Source organism: Vibrio clamense (assembly GCF_050337905.1).
In the GTDB taxonomy this organism is placed as follows: domain Bacteria; phylum Pseudomonadota; class Gammaproteobacteria; order Enterobacterales; family Vibrionaceae; genus Vibrio; species Vibrio cortegadensis.
This window is the reverse complement of the sequence record NZ_JAKJTJ010000019.1, coordinates 346,049-362,953: the sequence shown is the minus strand read 5'-3', so window position 1 is coordinate 362,953 and position 16,905 is coordinate 346,049. Positions and strand designations below refer to the sequence as shown.

Below are 16,905 nucleotides of genomic sequence, written 5' to 3'. Positions count from 1 at the left end.
CGTACGAATTATACATGATGTGCGTTGTAAAGAATCGTCTTGGCACCAGATACACTTATGCATTTGAATAGCATCGCCACTTTGTCGCCATTATGGTTGAAATTTGTTGTAAGTTATTGTTTTTAATAAGGTTATATTTTAAAGGATATTAAAGCTGATAACTTTCATTGGGTATCCTTTAAATGAGATGGATTATCTTTCAAGAATGTTACCACTATCATAATAGAGAACAAGTAAAATAGGGAATAAGTAAAATAGAGAGTAAGCGCCAAGTCGATCTGAATGCTTGGTGAAATGCGCTATGACAGAATGTCACAAAGAGGTGTAAAAATCTTATGACAACACATTGTTAACATTTACTCTAACTTTCGATTGATATCTAAGGTAATTATGGTGTAATTGATAACTAAGCTATTCACATGGTAGTGAAAAAGTTTTTGGCTTAAATATAAGGAAGTATCATGCGAACCCTATCTGTTCAGTGGAAGATAACTTTATTAGCAGGATGCTGCTTGTTGGTTACTTCTCTATCCCTTATCGGCTTTTCGGTCTATAACGCTGTCAACAATCAGAAAATCATTAAATCTCAAAGTTCAGAGTCTGTAATCAATAAATCTCAGCAACTTCTGGAGAACCGTGCTCAATTAAATGCGACAGAAGTACAGGCCTATTTAGTTGAAGCGGTGCATCGTGCTGAAATGCTCGCGTCTACTGCCTTGTTTCTAAAGCGTAATGCAGAAGATAACTTTACAGCGAGTGAGGAGCTTCGAACGGCACTCGACGAGATGGTTCGTCAATCGGTCTCGGAGTTTGACGCCATTCAGGGAGCTTATTTGGTCTTTAACCCCGACTCATTAGATGGTGAGGACTCTAACTACACCGATGCTGATTACGTTGGATCAAATGATATTGGCCGCTTTGCTCCATATTGGATCGTTTCAGAAAATGGGGAGAATATTTTAGCTAATGTCCTTAGTGAACAGACATTAAAAGAGCCAAGCAATAGTGAACGCTTTTTTTGCCCGATAGCAAGTGGTGAAACGTGCGTAACCACGCCACGGTTTGTTAAGAAAGATAACGGCCAATTTCTGACATCTTCTATTTCTGTTCCGATTAAAGTTGATGGTGAATCGATAGGTTTTATGGGGATTGATTTAAAACTCGATGGCCTTGCCAATGTTGCAACCGCTTCAGATTCAAGCCTATTTAATGGAAGCGGGAAAGTCTCAATTATTAGCCTTGATGGAAGTGTCATCGCTTCAGATGATCGAACGATAAGTGTTGGATCTCTTTTTGAAAATGAAAACCTATCACGTGATGACGTAACCGATCTCCTGTTTAGTGAGGAAGTGCAAACGAAATGGAGCACTTCAGGTGAGCAACTGATCGTCTTCTCCCCAGTTAAAGTTGCCAACCAAACGTGGGGTGTGGTTTTTGAAATGCCACGGGATAGCGTATTAGCCGATGCGGATCTGCTTGACCAAGTGATCACAGAACAAGTGGAACAAGGTGTAAAAACGGAATTGTTTGCTGGCGCTCTTTTTGTGATTTTTGGATTGGTGGTGATTGCGCTGGCGTCGTTAAGCATTGTTAAGCCAATTAGGCTGATGGTGGCGAGGTTGCAAGATATCGCGTCGGGAGAAGGGGATCTGACTCAGAGGATCCCTGTATCAACAAAGGATGAAATAGGGCAATTAGCCGAAGGTTTCAATCTATTTTTAGATAAGCTTCAGAATACGATAAAGCAAGTGGTGCAGACAACCAGCCAAATTGTGGGTACGACCGATCAGGCGAAACTGGCCGCGACAGAAACTCGCGGAAGCAGTGACGCTCAATTTAGAGAGGTTGATCTTGTTGCAACTGCATCTGAAGAGATGACGCAAACCGCAAGTTTAGTGGTTCAAAATGCAGAAACAGCCGTGAAAGCCGCGCATCTGGCCAATGAGTCTGCAAGTAAAGGGCAGCAAGTGATCGAACTCTCCTCTTCTGAGATGGTTAAGTTGGTTGATCGAATGACAAGCGCTGTGCCTGTGGTAGAAGAGCTGGCTAAAAATAATAGTAACATTACAGAAATTCTCGCTGTGATCGAGGGAATATCAGAGCAGACTAACTTGCTTGCGCTTAATGCCGCTATTGAAGCCGCTAGAGCAGGTGAACAGGGAAGAGGCTTTGCTGTAGTTGCAGACGAAGTGCGTAATCTGGCGAGTAGAACACAAGCATCGGTAGGCGAAATTCGTGGTGTGATTCAAAAAGTCCAGCAGGGAACTGAAGATGTGGTTGAAGCGATTCAAGAAGGTAACGACTTAGCGAATGGTACTGCGCTTCATGTACAAGAAGCAGTGGCTGAGTTAAGTGCTATATTTGAATCTATCGCAGCAATTAGTGATATGAATAGCCAAATAGTTCGAGCAGCAGAAGAGCAGCAGTCTGTGTCTGGCGAAGTTAACCAAAATGTGTCTAATATTCGTGATTTAAGTGCGAGAATTTTAGAGCAAGCGGAAGCCTCGGAAAGAGTGGCAAATCAAATCAGTGACTTTTCTTCAACCCAGCAAACGCTGGTGGACCAGTTTAAAGTGTGAGCTTATTTTGATCCTTAAGAGCAATGATTGAACAAAAGGAGCTGAATTCAGCTCCTTTTTTAATGGTTTAAATATTGAGTATTCTCGTTAATACCAACGCGAGAATTACCTATAGCTGGCTAAGGTTACTCATAACTGCTGAGAATTACTCTTCGATGAACCAGTAACCTTTATTGATCAGTTCACAGATGAGCGCCACGTTCGCAGAGCTGATTTCTTGGCCGAGATTCTCTATTGCTAACCAATCTTGATCGCAAAGCAGCGTTATGAGCGCTCTATCTTGCTCGGCAACTTTGATCACTTCGCCATTGATGTAAGCAATACCGCTGTCTTGCTCATGATATAACGCGCGTAAGCCTGCTACTCGGTTAATGACACCACCATTCATGATGTGCAGTTGTACTTCTTCTGCTGTCCATAATTGCTCTGGAGCGACAATATCAAGTTGATGGCGAGATTGGCTTAACATACAGCCCATAAAATCTTGAATGATCTCTGGGTTTTGCAAGCTAGAGTTCAACATAGTCGTTAAATGCTGTAAATCAGACGTTTGGATCTTTCCGTTTCCATCTTGCGTCGTCAGAGCGGGGTTATGCATATGCACATCGCCTATATCATGTGCTAATACGTAATCGGCAAAATTACTGATCAGCTCTTGTTCCTTTGGTGAACGGAAGCCGACAGAGTAGCTCATTGATGGCTCTAGTGCATAACCATCATGTGGGAAGCCTGGTGGAATATAGAGAATGTCGCCAGGTTCTAGAATATCATCAATAATGGGCTCAAAGCCTTCAATTTGTCTCAGTGCAACGTGGCGGCTGGTCTCTTTGTATTGACCTTCGTCAAGTGCTCCAACACGCCAGTGACGCTTACCGCTCCCCTGAATGATGAATACATCATATTGGTCGATATGTGGGCCGACACCGCCATCTTTTACCGAGTAGCTGATCATTAAATCATCGAACAACCAATTAGGCATGCCTAGGAAAGGTTCGACTAACTGAGCCGCGCCAGAGTGCCAATGATTGGCTGCTTGTATAATGAAAGACCAATTGGTTTCGCCTAACGATTCGAATTTATCAGCGGAAAACGGGCCATGCTCGGCTACCCACTGGTCGTTTAAGTTGGAAACAAAGCGTGAATCAACGTCCTCTTCCATGGCTAACCCTGCAATCTCGTCGGGGCTAATTGGGTCTTCAAAGTTTTTGAATCCCCCCTTGATGATGATTGGTTTTTTCTGCCAATATTCGGCAAGAAACTCATCGAGAGACACAGTCAGTTGGTACATTTTACAGCCTTGATTTAATGATATAGGGGGAGGGTTAAGCTTTCTTTAATTTGGCTTCACAGTCAGATTTGACAATTTTAAGCGCTTCAATAGCAACCTGAGGGTCGATGTCATTCTGTTCGAGTAAACAGATGAGGTCGACGGCCAATTTAACTTCTTCAGGTGCTTGTTCAAGTGTTTGTTGAGTCATAATTATTGATTCTTTTCACGAAACGTAATTTGTTTTTCAATTTTTAACATTGCTTCTTCACAGCGCTTTAAACGTTGCTCAGTCGCCAATAAGGTTTTTTGGGTTTGCTGTTGATAAAAAGAGGGGGCATTTTTCAATTCTTGCTCTTTTTCTATCACCATTTCTTTGAGGCGGCGAGTCCACTCTTGATGTTGTGCCAGCTCTTGATACAGCTCATTAATGGGCTTTCGATAATAGCTGCTGTGTTTGATCTCGCCTTTCCGAATTTTTTGAGTGGAAAGCTCACGCTGAATCGCGCCAATTTGAGCTAATAATAGCTCGGTAAGATATTCTGCGCGTGCTGGTGTTAATCGGTTGTGTTTTTTCTCTCTAACGATGCTCTCATAAGTACTTTTTGCTTCTTGTACACAGGGTACGATCAAGCGAGCTTTGCCATGAAATAGATGCTCATCAAATAGAGGGAGATGATGCTCGCCTCTGCGACGATCAAGCTGCGCAGCCTGTTTAGATAAATCATCAAGAATAGTGGCTAATTGAGAGAAATTGTTCATAGATTCACGAACCACGCATTGTAAGCCAGCTTAACCGCTAATACGCTCACGACTGTGATGAACACAGGACGAATGAATTTAGCGCCGAATCGAATGGCAGAGTGAGCCCCCACGAATGCTCCGGCCATCAGACAAACACCCATGGTTAAGCCAAGTACCCAATCGATATGTCCAAGTATAGCGAAAGTGACCAGAGAGGTAATATTGCTGGTAAAGTTCATCGCTTTTGCAAGACCAGAAGCCAGCAAAATATTCAGTTTGTATAGCGCCATTGAACTCACCGTCCAAAAAGCACCTGTACCAGGCCCAGCGACTCCATCATAAAACCCTAGTGTTAAGCCTTGAAATACCTGTTTCTTTTTTAGTTTAGGGCATGGTGTCGGAGTGACATTCTGGCTGGCAGTCGGTGTTTTTTGGAAAATAGTATAAATAGCCGTAGCTAAAATAATCAGTGGCAGCACTTTCTCCAACCATTCTGTGCTGATCGCATCAACGACTAACGTACCAATAATGGCTCCAATAAGAGTTGAGATGAACGCATTCCGCCAGCATTCTGGTTTAAATAGTCGTTTTTTGTAATACGTTACCGCAGCCGTAAAAGAAGCAAACGTTGCGGCTAATTTATTTGTGCCTAATACAATATGAGGTGGTAAGCCAATGGATAGCAAAGCCGGAACGGTTAACATCCCGCCGCCACCAGCAACCGCATCGATAAATCCCGCAACGAAAGCCACAAGTGCTAAAACAACCAACATCGTCGGTTCAACAAATTCCATATAATTCCTAATGAGGCACTTTAATACTCACTAAACCTAATGGCTCATGTGCGTATATTGCTTGCCGTTCTAATATTTAATCGTTCTTTTAAAAGGTGGAAGCGAATCCAAAAGTGATTTGCCGTAGCGTTTGGTCACGATACGACGATCAAGGATGACGACTTTACCAGAATCTCTCTCTTTACGCAGCAAACGTCCTACAGATTGGATGAGCTTTTTACTCGCCTCAGGAACGGTAATTTGCATGAATGGGTTACCACCTCGGGACTGAATATATTCAGAATGAGCTTGCTCAACAGGTGATGTTGGTACACCAAATGGTATTTTAGTGATGATTAAGTTCTCAAGTAAATCTCCCGGCAGGTCTAATCCTTCAGAAAAGCTACCAGTGCCAAACAGAATGCTTGTTTTCTGACATTGAACGAGTGTTTTATGTTTTTTTAGAATTTCTCCGCGTGAGCTATCACCTTGAATTTGCAGTGCCCAACCTCTTTTAACGAAATCTGTGGATAGAGCTTCGGCTACTTGATTCATCTGCCAGTAGGACGAAAACAAAATTAAGTTCGCTTTTTTATCTTCAATCAAATCAGGCAAAATTTCGATTAAGTGATCGGTAAACTGAGGCGCTTGAGGTTCATATTTGACCGCTGGCACAATGAGTTCCGCCTGGTTTTCATAATCAAAAGGCGAAGCTAATGCGAGGAACTGTGTTCCATTCTCTGCTTTTTCGCTTATCCCGGCTTGATGGCAGAAAAAGGTAAAAGAGTTGAGTGCTCTCATGGTCGCAGAGACTAAAACGGCACCAATACAACGACTCCAAATCTGTTGGTCGAGTTGCCAGCCGACTTCTAAAGGGGAAACATTGACGATAAAGTCGCCCTCTCTATCGGGGCTAAGTTCTAACCAGCGGGCGAGAGGAGCTCCTTTCTCTCGTTTTGGTTCAGCCATCAGGTTCCACACTTGAGCTAAGTTTTCCATTCTTTGAACGTAGAAACCTAATTCAGCAAGAGCAGGTTCCGCAAGGCGAGAGGATATTTCACCATCTTTAACGCGCTCTGCTATAAGATCGGCAATCTTAGCAACCGCTACGCTTCCCTTCTTGCTGATCGTTTTTAGCTCTTTAGATTGATTTTCTAACCATTCAGGCAGTTCACCATGTTCAAATCGGTAGCGCTTATCTTCAAAATGCGATGCATCAAATTGCTGGCATAGTTGACTCAAGCTTGGAACCAGTTGCTGTACTGAGTCTTGCAGTTCATTTCTAAAGCGGCTGACTCGTTTCTCTTCTGCAAGAGCAGAGAACTTAGAGATAGATTGATTTAACTTCTCTAGCCAGCTTGCAGCACCTTTAAGGCTAGTGGCAGCGGATGAGTGGTCTCGTGCAACATGTGGAAGGTGATGAGCCTCATCGAAAATATAAATGGTATCTTCAGGTTCTGGGAGTATGACACCGCCACCTAAATCTGCATCAGCCATAACCAGACTGTGATTAGCGATGATGACGTCAGCTTTATCTAACTCAGAACGTGCTTTTTGAAAAGGACAGTCACGGTGTGAAGGCATGCTGTTATTGCAACTGTGCTTATCACTAACAATAAGTTGCCAGATGTCGTCTTTGAAAGATTTAGGCCATGAGTCTCGATCCCCATCCCATTTCCCTTGAGTCAGGCTTTTATGCATGGTTTGTAAAAGTTCGATATCTTTTTTTTGTGGTTTAGTCTCAAACATCGCCACCTGACCTTCATCTGCCCCACAAGCGGCAGCAAGCTTCTCTGCACAGCAGTAGCGTTGACGACCTTTCGCCAATATAAAAGAGAACTCGCGATCGGTGATCCTTCTATATAGAGGTAGGTCTTTATTCACGAGCTGTTCTTGCAGTGCAACCGTCGCTGTTGATATCACTATTTTCCGGTTATTGACTACGGCAACAGGAATGGCCGCCATTAGATAGGCGAGCGATTTACCAATACCAGTCCCTGCTTCGGCAACAATAAGACGGTTTTTTTTATGGTATTGGCCACAAAGCGTTTTGGTTATTTCCGCAACGAGATAATTTTGAGCGCGGCGAGGGACAAAGTTTTCCAGTTGAAATTGGAGGTTTTGATAACTCTTGCGAATGGATTGTTGGATTTTACTAGTAGACATATTGTGACCTGCTTAACGGGAAATGGATGGTAGCACATCTTGCTAAGCTTTTCTTTTTTACCAAAATGGTCTGCTTTTTAGGCAAAGATGGATCTTGTTCACAAAAAAAAACTGAACCTTTAGGAAACTAACATTAATTCATATGGTGAAATATATAAAACCTTAAATTGGTGTTTTTTGTAGTTTGATGTTCTGTTTGGTTGTGTTTTTTAGTTGATTTGTGGTCTTTAATTTCAAATTGTTGTTATTTTATTTATTTTGATTTTTTATGTTTTTGGTGGGATATTAGTCGAAAATGTGAATATAAAATCATAAGATGTTGATTTGTAAGGACTTGTTTGAGGTGTTAATGTTTTTTTATGTTATTTGACACGCAGAATAATCTTTTGCAATCTAGACCTCGAAATTTAGAGGTGCTGATAAGTTTTCAACATAGAAAACGTCAGGGCTATCAAACTAAGGGAACCGGGCAAGGATTTCCCAAATTATAGAAAAGGCAGTGGATTATTATGAAAAAGACTCTATTAGCATTAGCTGTAGTAGCAGCGGCTGGTTCAGTAAACGCGGCAGAAATTTACAACAAAGATGGCGTAGCTGTTTCTGTTGGTGGTGCTGCTGAAGTACAATACTTCAAAGGTTTTGAAAAAGACTCTGATGCAACTATCCGTCTAGACGATGGTGAGCTAAACTTCGGCACAACTGTAGCGATTAACGATGAGCTTAATGCTGTTGGTTACTTTGATTTCGAATTTGAAAACAAAGGTGATTCAGGTAAAGGTTCTACAACTGAGAATGCTGAGCTTTACGCTGGTATCGAAACTAACGGCCTTAAAGCTACTGTTGGTCGTCAATACACAATCGGTGATGAAGCTGGTATCGGTGAAGATTACGAACTAGGTACAGAGTCTATCGGTCTTGGTGACGCTCACGGTTCTGAAGTTATGAAACTATGGTACACAGGCGATAAATTCTGGGTTGCATTTGCTCATGACCTAGATAACGGCAAAGCTGGTGATAAAACTATTACAGATTTCGGTGCATCTTTTACTCCTGTTGATGCTCTAGAACTACGTGCTTTCTACTACACTGAAGAAGCTTACGGTGCAGCTAACACTATCGTTGCTAAAGAAATCAGCTCTTACAACCTTGAAGCTATCTACAGCTTCAGTGACTTCACTATCGCAGGTTCTTTTGGTTCTGTTGAAGACGACAAAATTGCTAACAGCGATGTTGATGTAATCTCACTGGCTGGTACATACACTATGGGCAAAAATACATTTGCTCTAGGTTACAACCAAGCAAGTGCAGATGCAGCAGATGTGAATAATGTATATGCAAACATTACTCACAAGCTTCACAGCAATGTTAAAGCATACGCTGAAGTAGGTTATGCAGATAGCGATGATAGCTCTGTAGACTACGACTTCGCATATGTAGCTGGTCTAGAAGTTAAATTCTAATTGACCTTTAAAATGTAAAAGCAGGCCACCATAATATGGTGGCCTTTTTTATTTGAGAGATTTTTTATGAAAATAATGTTCACTGTAATCGCTGCATTGATCTCGTTCTCTGTTAGCGCTGCTAATTTATCAATTCCGTATAATCTTAAATTACATGCTGTGGATAATGCAGAGCCCGTTGATGATGAAGTTGTGCCACTCGGTGTAGGAAAGCATCAACTGGTTGTCAGTTTTGCGGAAATATTAAAAGATGGCTCTAAAACAAGATTTTACTCATCGGATCCATTTGTAATTGAATTCAATATAGCTACTGACGATGAACATGAATTGAAAATTCCGCCAGTAAGACGTTATCGTGATGCTAAGAAAGTCTTTTCACAAAATAGCCCTAATTTTTCTATCATAGTAAATAATGATAAATTAGCACTAGAAGCTGAAAAATTTGTGCCGGACAGTGGTTTCATGCCATATGGCGATATGATTGAACAAGTTCAGAAATATAACCGAGAAAGAGGCAACCTATACATTGCTGGAAATTTAACTAGTGTAGAAGCTGAAAGTGTTGTCGCACTAAGTGATGGTAATGTTGTTGAAACAACAGATACAGTAATACAGTTGCAAATTTGGTATACGAGAGCATCTAAAAGTGAACGTAAAGAATTTCGTAAATGGATGATCGATCAAGAATAAAATGAATTCGTTCAAGCCCATCAAATCTTAAATGGGCTTGAACAACCCGTTGGTATCGTTAAATCTTACAGCTCTTTCCATTCCCCTGGTTTCAAATCACCCACATTCATATCACCCATCGAATAGCGTATTAAACGCAACGTTGGGAACCCGATATTAGCCGTCATGCGACGCACCTGTCGGTTTCGGCCTTCAATGATAGTAATAGCTAGCCAAGTAGTTGGTATTGAAGCTCTAAAGCGCACTGGCGGTGTTCTGTCCCACACTGAAGGCTCTTGCATCACTTCAACTTGAGCTGGCAGTGTCATACCATCTTTTAGCTCTACACCTCTTCTCAATTTTTCTAAATCTTCCTCAAGCGGCGCACCTTCAACCTGAACCCAATAGGTTTTTGGCGATTTAGAGGATGGCTGAGTGAGTTGCGCTTGATAAATACCGTCGTTGGTCAATACCAGTAAACCTTCGCTGTCACGATCCAATCGACCAGCAGCATAGACATCTTTAACGGGGATGAAATCCGCAAGTGTCTTGCGTCCATCACCATCAGTAAACTGACTTAAGGCATCAAATGGCTTATTAAATAAGATGACTTTTCTATCTTCAATTGCGATTCTAGGTTTCTTGTCTGCTCTATGAGATTTTGATGGTCGCTTTTTGAATGGCTTAGATGTCGCGCCATTTACTGCTTTATGTTTGAAATGAGAAGGTTTATCTGAAGTGCGATTATTATTATTTGCGCTTCTAGAACGAGAAGACATGTTAAGTACCTTGCAAAAATGTAAATGGACTGTATTCAAAAGTTTTCCCGAGAAGGGATTTGAGATATCATTTGCGCGCCTAAATGACACAACAACGAACAAGATAATAGACTATTCGTCATGTTTTGTTTAATTATAAGTGGTATACCAATCTACATATACGTTTATTGACTTGAATATCGAGTTATTAAGACTGGTACTGCCAATGCACTCACGGATTTGAACAAGCATTGCTCAGGCGGAGAATGCTTCGTTTAAAAAATATAAAGAGTGCAATTATGCGAGTAGGTTAGTGTTTCGCTAGCTTAGGAGCGCAATTCACATTGCTCTAATGTTACTAGAGCTTGTTAGAACTATAGGGAAATTTCATGCCTACAGAAAAACCAACCATTATCTATACCATCACAGATGAAGCACCGGCTTTGGCGACGTACTCTTTACTGCCAATCATTCAATCTTTTACGGCTTCATCAGGAATCAATGTAGATACCCGCGATATTTCATTGGCTGGGCGTATTATTGCTAACTTCCCAGAGCATTTAAAAGAAGACCAACGTATCTCTGATGCCCTTGCTGAGTTAGGTGAATTAGCGAAAACGCCAGAAGCGAATATCATTAAGCTTCCCAACGTATCCGCATCGGTACCACAGTTAAAAGCGGCGATTGCTGAACTTCAAGCGAAAGGTTACGCACTACCTAACTACCCTGAAGAGCCAAATACATACGATGAAAAGGCGATTCAAGCGACTTACGACAAAATTAAAGGCAGCGCAGTAAACCCAGTATTACGTGAAGGTAACTCGGATCGCCGAGCGCCACTTTCTGTTAAGAATTACGCGAAGAAAAACCCTCATTCAATGGGCGCGTGGTCTGCTGATTCTAAATCCCATGTTGCAAGCATGGATGATAAAGATTTCTTTGGTAGTGAAAAGTCAGTCACTGTCTCTGGTGAAACACAAGCTCGCATTGAATTTGTAGCCCAAGATGGCACGACTAAAGTACTGAAAGATGCACTAGCACTTCAAGATAAAGAGATTATTGATGCGTCGGTTTTGAATCAATCAGCTCTCGTTTCATTCTTTGAAAAAGAGATTGAAGACGCGAAAAAACAAGATGTTTTACTTTCTCTACACATGAAAGCAACCATGATGAAAGTGTCTGACCCGGTCATTTTTGGTCATGCTGTTAAAGTGTACTACAAGGATGTGTTTGCTAAGTATGGCGAGCTATTCGAAGAGTTAGGCGTCGATGTTAATAATGGCTTAGGGGACGTTTACGCAAAAATCGCGTCATTACCACAAGCTCAAAAAGAAGAGATTGAAGCGGCAATTCTCGCGGTTTACGAGACTCAACCTGCACTGGCAATGGTTGACTCAGACCGAGGCATCACAAACTTGCACGTACCAAGCGATATCATCGTTGATGCTTCAATGCCTGCAATGCTTCGCTCTTCTGGTCAAATGTGGGGCCCAGACGGCAAACAAAAAGATACTAAAGCACTGATCCCAGATCGCTGCTATGCCGGTGTTTACCAATCGGTTATCGATTTCTGTAAAGAGAATGGGGCATTTGATCCAACAACAATGGGTAGTGTTCCAAATGTTGGCTTGATGGCTCAAAAAGCGGAAGAGTATGGCTCGCATGATAAAACATTCATCTTAGATGCTGCTGGTACCGTTCACGTTGTTGATGCTGAAGGTTCTGTTTTGATCGAACAAATCGTCGAACAGGGTGATATCTTCCGTATGTGCCAAGTGAAAGATGCGCCAATTCAAGATTGGGTGAAACTTGCGGTTACTCGTGCCAAAGCATCGAATGTGCCTGCGATTTTCTGGTTAGATTCACAACGCGCACACGATGCTGAGTTGATTAAGAAAGTTGAAACTTATCTAGCTGATTACGATTTGTCAGGCTTAGAGATTAAAATTCTATCTCCTGTAGAAGCAACAGAGTATTCGCTGGTTAGAATCCTAGAGGGTTTAGATACGATCTCTGTTACAGGTAACGTATTACGTGACTACCTAACGGATCTTTTCCCAATTTTGGAACTGGGTACTTCTGCGAAGATGTTATCCATTGTTCCATTAATGAACGGCGGCGGCCTGTTTGAAACAGGGGCGGGTGGTTCTGCGCCTAAGCATGTCCAGCAAGTTGAAAAAGAGAACCACCTACGTTGGGATTCGTTAGGTGAGTTCTTAGCACTAGCGGCTTCTCTGGAGCATTTAAGTGTTGTTTCGGGTAATGCCAAAGCTCAGGTTCTAGCGGATGCTTTAGATAAAGCGACAGGTGACTTTTTAGATAATAATAAATCACCATCTCGTAAAGTGGGTGAGCTTGATAACCGTGGTAGCCACTATTATCTTGCGACATACTGGGCTCAAGCACTAGCAGATCAGAGTGTCGACGCTGATCTTGCTGCTGAGTTTGCGCCTATTGCTAAGCAGTTAGCAGACAACGAGAGTGCGATTGTGGCTGAATTGAATGATGCGCAAGGTGTTGTCGGTGACCTTGGTGGTTACTACTTCATTGATGATGCGAAAACATCAGCGTTAATGCGCCCAAGCTCGACGCTGAATAGCATTATTGAAGACTAGCGCTATTGAAGAAAAGCGCCATTGACAGACTTGAGCTATTGAAGAAAAGCGCTATTGAACGTTAATCGTTGCTAATGAGTTGTCCAGTAAAAAACCCGCTAATGAATAGCGGGTTTTTTTATGTAACCATTTAGCTGTCGAGTAAGCATTGTTGAGATGGGTTGCTTACATTACGTATTTTTGGCTATTTTGTTGCTTCAATGGGCATGACGGAGCTGGCGTGTGAGCCTTTTGGCCCTTTTTCAACTTCGTACGCGACTTGTTGCCCGGCCTTTAAAGTGCGGTAACCATCCATTTGAATAGTGGAGTAATGTGCGAAAATATCCCCTTCTTCATCCTCCGGACTAATAAAACCAAACCCTTTAGCGTTGTTAAACCATTTTACTGTACCTGTAGCCATGCTATACGTCCTTAATGCATTTTATTACTGATATTGTTGTGGTGTAGATGAGTGTTTCTTTTCCCTAACACTCAATGAATTACCAACTGGTAAAAAATTGACCACTACGCACCAATGTAGCCAATGATTTCATCTAGTCAATAGTTCGATAGTATAAATAACAACATATTGGTAATTAAATCACCTTGCAATTAACTTGGCTGTAACTTTTTTGCAAACTGATATACTGTTAAGGCGAGATGGAAAATTTTTACTTGCTGTCTTTTTAATCAACAAGATACCGAATTAGTAGCAATCGCAATCTTTTATTTGCAGCGTTACCAATGGTGCATTAGTCTTTAGATGTGAAATGTTTTTTATAAGGATGTTTTGCAGTGTGCAAGTTCAAAGATTTATACGTCATTTTGTGAAATGATAAGTTTAGAAGTCCTACAAACATTGATGGCCATGAGTAAAAATTTTGAATGGGTAACTCCAGACTCAAACCTACTGGAGAAAGAGCGGACACAGATAAAACCGCCGGCAATGTATAACGTTATATTAAACAACGATGATTACACCCCGATGGATTTTGTCATCGAGATCCTAGAACGTTTTTTTTCATTGGATATTGATAAAGCAACACAAGTTATGCTTAAGGTTCATTATGATGGAAAAGCAGTTTGCGGTACATTCAGTGCTGAGATTGCTGAAACAAAAGTAGCCCAAGTAACGATGTACTCAAAAGAAAATGAGCATCCGCTACTATGTACAATGGAGCAAGCGTAGTCGGCTTGCTTGAGCAACCAAAGTTGTTCCTATAGGAGGTACATATGCTGAATAAAGAATTAGAGTCGAGTCTCAACGGTGCATTTGCTCGCGCGCGCGACAAACGGCACGAATTTATGACTGTTGAACACCTCCTACTTGCGTTATTAGAAAATGATGCAGCTAAGGATGCGTTGCTTGCCTGCCAAGCAGAATTAGACGCCCTTCGTCAAGAGCTCGATATTTTTATCGATCAAACCACCCCGCTTATCCCAGAAAATGACGAATCGCGAGAAACGCAGCCAACACTTAGCTTTCAGCGAGTGCTGCAGCGTGCTGTTTTCCATGTTCAATCGTCTGGTCGCAGTGAAGTCACAGGGGCAAATGTACTCGTTGCCATTTTTAGTGAACAAGAGTCCCATGCCGCATACCTGCTTAAAAAGAATGATATTAGCCGTTTAGATATTGTGAATTTCATCTCTCATGGTATTAGCAAAGCCGCGGATTCCCATGAAGACTCTTCTTCTGAGTCATTTGGAAGTGAGGGGGCTGAAGAGGCGAATTCGGATGAACGCTTAGAAAGTTTCGCGACCAATCTCAATGAAGTGGCGAAAAAAGGCCAAATAGACCCGCTTATCGGACGTGATAAAGAGTTAGAAAGAACCATTCAAGTATTGTGTCGTCGCCGTAAAAATAACCCTCTATTAGTCGGCGAAGCTGGTGTCGGCAAAACGGCTATCGCAGAAGGTTTAGCGTGGCGCATTGTTGAAGGGCAAGTTCCTGAAGTCATTCAAGACAGCATTATCTACTCGTTAGATATTGGCTCACTTTTGGCAGGCACTAAATACCGTGGTGACTTTGAAAAACGCTTTAAAGGTATTTTGAAGCAGCTAGAAAAAGAAGATGATGCGATCTTATTCATTGATGAAATCCACACAATCATTGGTGCAGGTGCCGCGTCGGGTGGGCAAGTGGATGCCGCAAACTTGATCAAACCGCTATTGAGTAGTGGTAAGTTACGCTGTATTGGTTCAACTACCTACCAGGAGTACAGCACTGTTTTTGAAAAAGAACGCGCACTTTCACGTCGTTTCCAAAAGATTGATGTGGTTGAACCTTCGATCGATGACACGACTAAAATTCTTATCGGGTTGAAGCCTAAATATGAAGCGCACCACGATGTTCGTTATACCAATAAGGCATTGCGAGCAGCGGTAGAACTTTCTGCCAAATACATTAATGAACGTCATCTGCCAGATAAAGCGATTGATGTGATCGATGAAGCAGGGGCTCGTAGTCGCTTGGCTCCCGTTAGCCGTCGTAAGAAAACCGTAAGCGTTGCCGATATCGAGTCGATGGTAGCAAAAATGGCTCGTATCCCCGAAAAATCGGTCTCTTCTTCTGATAAAGATATTTTGCAGAAGCTCGATGACAAAATGAAAATGCTGGTGTTTGGACAAGATCCTGCGATCGACGTTCTTAGCGAGGCGATTAAATTGACTCGTGCTGGCTTAGGCGCTGATAACAAACCTGTCGGTTCATTCCTGTTTGCTGGCCCTACAGGGGTGGGTAAAACGGAAGTGACAGTGCAATTATCTAAATTGATGGGTATTGAGCTGTTGCGATTTGATATGTCTGAGTACGGTGAACGCCATTCAGTCAGTCGTTTGATTGGTGCACCTCCTGGTTATGTTGGGTATGACCAAGGCGGGCTATTAACGGACGCGGTGATTAAGCATCCACATGCTGTCGTCTTGCTTGATGAGATTGAAAAAGCGCACCCAGATATCTTTAATTTGCTTCTACAAGTGATGGATAACGGTACATTAACGGATAACAATGGCCGAAAAGCGGATTTCCGAAACGTGATATTGGTGATGACAACCAATGCTGGTGTGGCAGAAACTGAGAAAAAATCAATGGGGCTTATTCAGCAAGATCATAGCCCTGATGCGATGGCCGAAATCAAGAAAGTATTTACGCCAGAGTTCCGTAACCGTTTAGATAACATCATTTGGTTCAATAGTCTTGATGAGAGTGTGATCCATCAAGTGGTGGATAAATTCATCGTTGAACTTCAAGTACAGTTAGATGCGCGTGGCGTGTCGCTTGAAGTTTCAGAGGATGCTCGCCACTGGTTAGCTCATAAAGGCTATGACAAAACGATGGGGGCAAGACCAATGGGGCGTGTGATTCAAGAGCGTCTGAAAAAGCCTCTTGCTAATGAGTTGCTGTTTGGGTCATTAGTTAATGGCGGTACGGTGAAGGTGACACTTGAAGATGAAGAGCTTAAGTTCAAGTACATTGGAACAAAAGAGAAAGCGATTCATTGATGAAGGTGACGTTTAGCGGCTTAAAAATTAAAGACTAACGCTGAACGTTTATAGTATAAAAATAAAATACCCACTAGACATAGTGGGTATTTTTTTAATCGTAAAACATAAAAAACAGAGCAATTAGGCTCTGTTTTTTATTGCAGTCGTAAATTAGATATTAACGAGCGCGGAAGACGATGCGGCCTTTGGATAGGTCGTATGGAGTCATCTCTACAGTTACTTTGTCACCAGTAAGAATACGGATGTAGTTCTTACGCATTTTACCTGAGATATGAGCTGTAACTACGTGACCATTTTCTAGTTCAACACGAAACATTGTGTTTGGTAGAGTATCAAGTACAGTGCCTTGCATCTCAATTACGTCTTCTTTAGCCATTTAATCCTCTTTAGA

Annotated in this window: 14 protein-coding genes; 6 read left to right on the top strand and 8 right to left on the bottom strand. The window is 42.0% G+C overall.

Translation table 11 applies throughout. From position 1 onward, the window contains the following. Positions 1–461 precede the first annotated feature (461 nt). Positions 462–2,579 (top strand): methyl-accepting chemotaxis protein, encoded by a 2,118-nt coding sequence (locus L4C39_RS04510; RefSeq protein WP_429744675.1) that lies wholly within the window; start codon positions 462–464, stop codon positions 2,577–2,579. A gap of 145 nt (positions 2,580–2,724) precedes the next feature. Here L4C39_RS04510 and L4C39_RS04505 read toward each other — a convergent pair whose 3' ends face one another. The 5 genes from L4C39_RS04505 to dinG form a co-directional block, all read right to left on the bottom strand. Beyond that, positions 2,725–3,867 (bottom strand): ribosomal protein uL16 3-hydroxylase, encoded by a 1,143-nt coding sequence (locus L4C39_RS04505; RefSeq protein WP_429744673.1) that lies wholly within the window; start codon positions 3,865–3,867, stop codon positions 2,725–2,727. A 34-nt stretch (positions 3,868–3,901) separates the two neighbouring features. Then, positions 3,902–4,057, bottom strand: coding sequence for a pleiotropic regulatory protein RsmS (gene rsmS / locus L4C39_RS04500; RefSeq protein ID WP_017051931.1), 156 nt, complete (start codon positions 4,055–4,057; stop codon positions 3,902–3,904). A 2-nt stretch (positions 4,058–4,059) separates the two neighbouring features. Next, on the bottom strand, positions 4,060–4,608 hold the full coding sequence (locus tag L4C39_RS04495; RefSeq protein ID WP_017051932.1) for a primosomal replication protein: 549 nt from the start codon (positions 4,606–4,608) through the stop codon (positions 4,060–4,062). Then, complete coding sequence (locus L4C39_RS04490; RefSeq protein ID WP_017051933.1) at positions 4,605–5,384, bottom strand: sulfite exporter TauE/SafE family protein; 780 nt, start codon at positions 5,382–5,384, stop codon at positions 4,605–4,607. Before L4C39_RS04490 ends, L4C39_RS04495 begins: the two co-directional genes overlap by 4 nt. A gap of 69 nt (positions 5,385–5,453) precedes the next feature. Further along, a complete protein-coding gene (dinG, locus tag L4C39_RS04485; RefSeq protein ID WP_017051934.1) occupies positions 5,454–7,529 on the bottom strand; it encodes an ATP-dependent DNA helicase DinG in 2,076 nt (691 codons plus the stop codon). Between the two features lie 509 nt (positions 7,530–8,038). On the opposite strand from dinG, the gene L4C39_RS04480 reads away from it, so the two are divergent. Both L4C39_RS04480 and L4C39_RS04475 read left to right on the top strand, forming a co-directional pair. Continuing rightward, the gene (locus L4C39_RS04480; RefSeq protein WP_429744670.1) at positions 8,039–8,989 is read left to right on the top strand and encodes a porin; all 951 of its coding nucleotides are present in this window, start codon (positions 8,039–8,041) and stop codon (positions 8,987–8,989) included. A gap of 66 nt (positions 8,990–9,055) precedes the next feature. After that, on the top strand, positions 9,056–9,679 hold the full coding sequence (locus L4C39_RS04475; protein ID WP_113797504.1) for a YccT family protein: 624 nt from the start codon (positions 9,056–9,058) through the stop codon (positions 9,677–9,679). Between the two features lie 65 nt (positions 9,680–9,744). On the opposite strand, the gene L4C39_RS04470 is transcribed toward L4C39_RS04475, so the two are convergent. Continuing rightward, the gene (locus L4C39_RS04470) at positions 9,745–10,437 is read right to left on the bottom strand and encodes a pseudouridine synthase (RefSeq protein WP_429744668.1); all 693 of its coding nucleotides are present in this window, start codon (positions 10,435–10,437) and stop codon (positions 9,745–9,747) included. 368 nt (positions 10,438–10,805) lie between these two features. On the opposite strand from L4C39_RS04470, the gene L4C39_RS04465 reads away from it, so the two are divergent. Then, positions 10,806–13,031 carry an NADP-dependent isocitrate dehydrogenase gene (locus L4C39_RS04465; RefSeq protein ID WP_429744666.1) on the top strand — a complete coding sequence of 742 codons (2,226 nt, stop codon included), beginning with the start codon at positions 10,806–10,808 and terminating at the stop codon, positions 13,029–13,031. A 184-nt stretch (positions 13,032–13,215) separates the two neighbouring features. Here L4C39_RS04465 and cspD read toward each other — a convergent pair whose 3' ends face one another. Then, positions 13,216–13,431: a cold shock domain-containing protein CspD gene (gene cspD, locus L4C39_RS04460; RefSeq protein WP_017051938.1), complete on the bottom strand. Its 216-nt coding sequence runs from the start codon at positions 13,429–13,431 to the stop codon at positions 13,216–13,218. 447 nt (positions 13,432–13,878) lie between these two features. On the opposite strand from cspD, the gene clpS reads away from it, so the two are divergent. Together clpS and clpA are read left to right on the top strand one after the other, a co-directional pair. Further along, entirely contained in the window at positions 13,879–14,199 is a 321-nt protein-coding gene (clpS, locus tag L4C39_RS04455) for an ATP-dependent Clp protease adapter ClpS (RefSeq protein ID WP_113797675.1), read from the top strand. Positions 14,200–14,243: 44 nt separating this feature from the next. Further along, positions 14,244–16,511, top strand: coding sequence for an ATP-dependent Clp protease ATP-binding subunit ClpA (clpA, locus tag L4C39_RS04450; protein WP_429744663.1), 2,268 nt, complete (start codon positions 14,244–14,246; stop codon positions 16,509–16,511). A 160-nt stretch (positions 16,512–16,671) separates the two neighbouring features. Here the strand turns inward: clpA and infA are convergent, their stop codons facing one another. Next, the gene (gene infA, locus L4C39_RS04445; protein WP_001040192.1) at positions 16,672–16,890 is read right to left on the bottom strand and encodes a translation initiation factor IF-1; all 219 of its coding nucleotides are present in this window, start codon (positions 16,888–16,890) and stop codon (positions 16,672–16,674) included. Positions 16,891–16,905: the final 15 nt, after the last annotated feature.

Bases quoted from the DNA above. Each gene is read 5' to 3' on its own strand.
- L4C39_RS04510 (WP_429744675.1), top strand. From the start codon at position 462: ATGCGAACCCTATCTGTTCAGTGGAAGATAACTTTATTAGCAGGATGC.
- L4C39_RS04505 (WP_429744673.1), bottom strand. From the start codon at position 3,867: ATGTACCAACTGACTGTGTCTCTCGATGAGTTTCTTGCCGAATATTGG.
- rsmS (WP_017051931.1), bottom strand. From the start codon at position 4,057: ATGACTCAACAAACACTTGAACAAGCACCTGAAGAAGTTAAATTGGCC.
- L4C39_RS04495 (WP_017051932.1), bottom strand. From the start codon at position 4,608: ATGAACAATTTCTCTCAATTAGCCACTATTCTTGATGATTTATCTAAA.
- L4C39_RS04490 (WP_017051933.1), bottom strand. From the start codon at position 5,384: ATGGAATTTGTTGAACCGACGATGTTGGTTGTTTTAGCACTTGTGGCT.
- dinG (WP_017051934.1), bottom strand. From the start codon at position 7,529: ATGTCTACTAGTAAAATCCAACAATCCATTCGCAAGAGTTATCAAAAC.
- L4C39_RS04480 (WP_429744670.1), top strand. From the start codon at position 8,039: ATGAAAAAGACTCTATTAGCATTAGCTGTAGTAGCAGCGGCTGGTTCA.
- L4C39_RS04475 (WP_113797504.1), top strand. From the start codon at position 9,056: ATGAAAATAATGTTCACTGTAATCGCTGCATTGATCTCGTTCTCTGTT.
- L4C39_RS04470 (WP_429744668.1), bottom strand. From the start codon at position 10,437: ATGTCTTCTCGTTCTAGAAGCGCAAATAATAATAATCGCACTTCAGAT.
- L4C39_RS04465 (WP_429744666.1), top strand. From the start codon at position 10,806: ATGCCTACAGAAAAACCAACCATTATCTATACCATCACAGATGAAGCA.
- cspD (WP_017051938.1), bottom strand. From the start codon at position 13,431: ATGGCTACAGGTACAGTAAAATGGTTTAACAACGCTAAAGGGTTTGGT.
- clpS (WP_113797675.1), top strand. From the start codon at position 13,879: ATGAGTAAAAATTTTGAATGGGTAACTCCAGACTCAAACCTACTGGAG.
- clpA (WP_429744663.1), top strand. From the start codon at position 14,244: ATGCTGAATAAAGAATTAGAGTCGAGTCTCAACGGTGCATTTGCTCGC.
- infA (WP_001040192.1), bottom strand. From the start codon at position 16,890: ATGGCTAAAGAAGACGTAATTGAGATGCAAGGCACTGTACTTGATACT.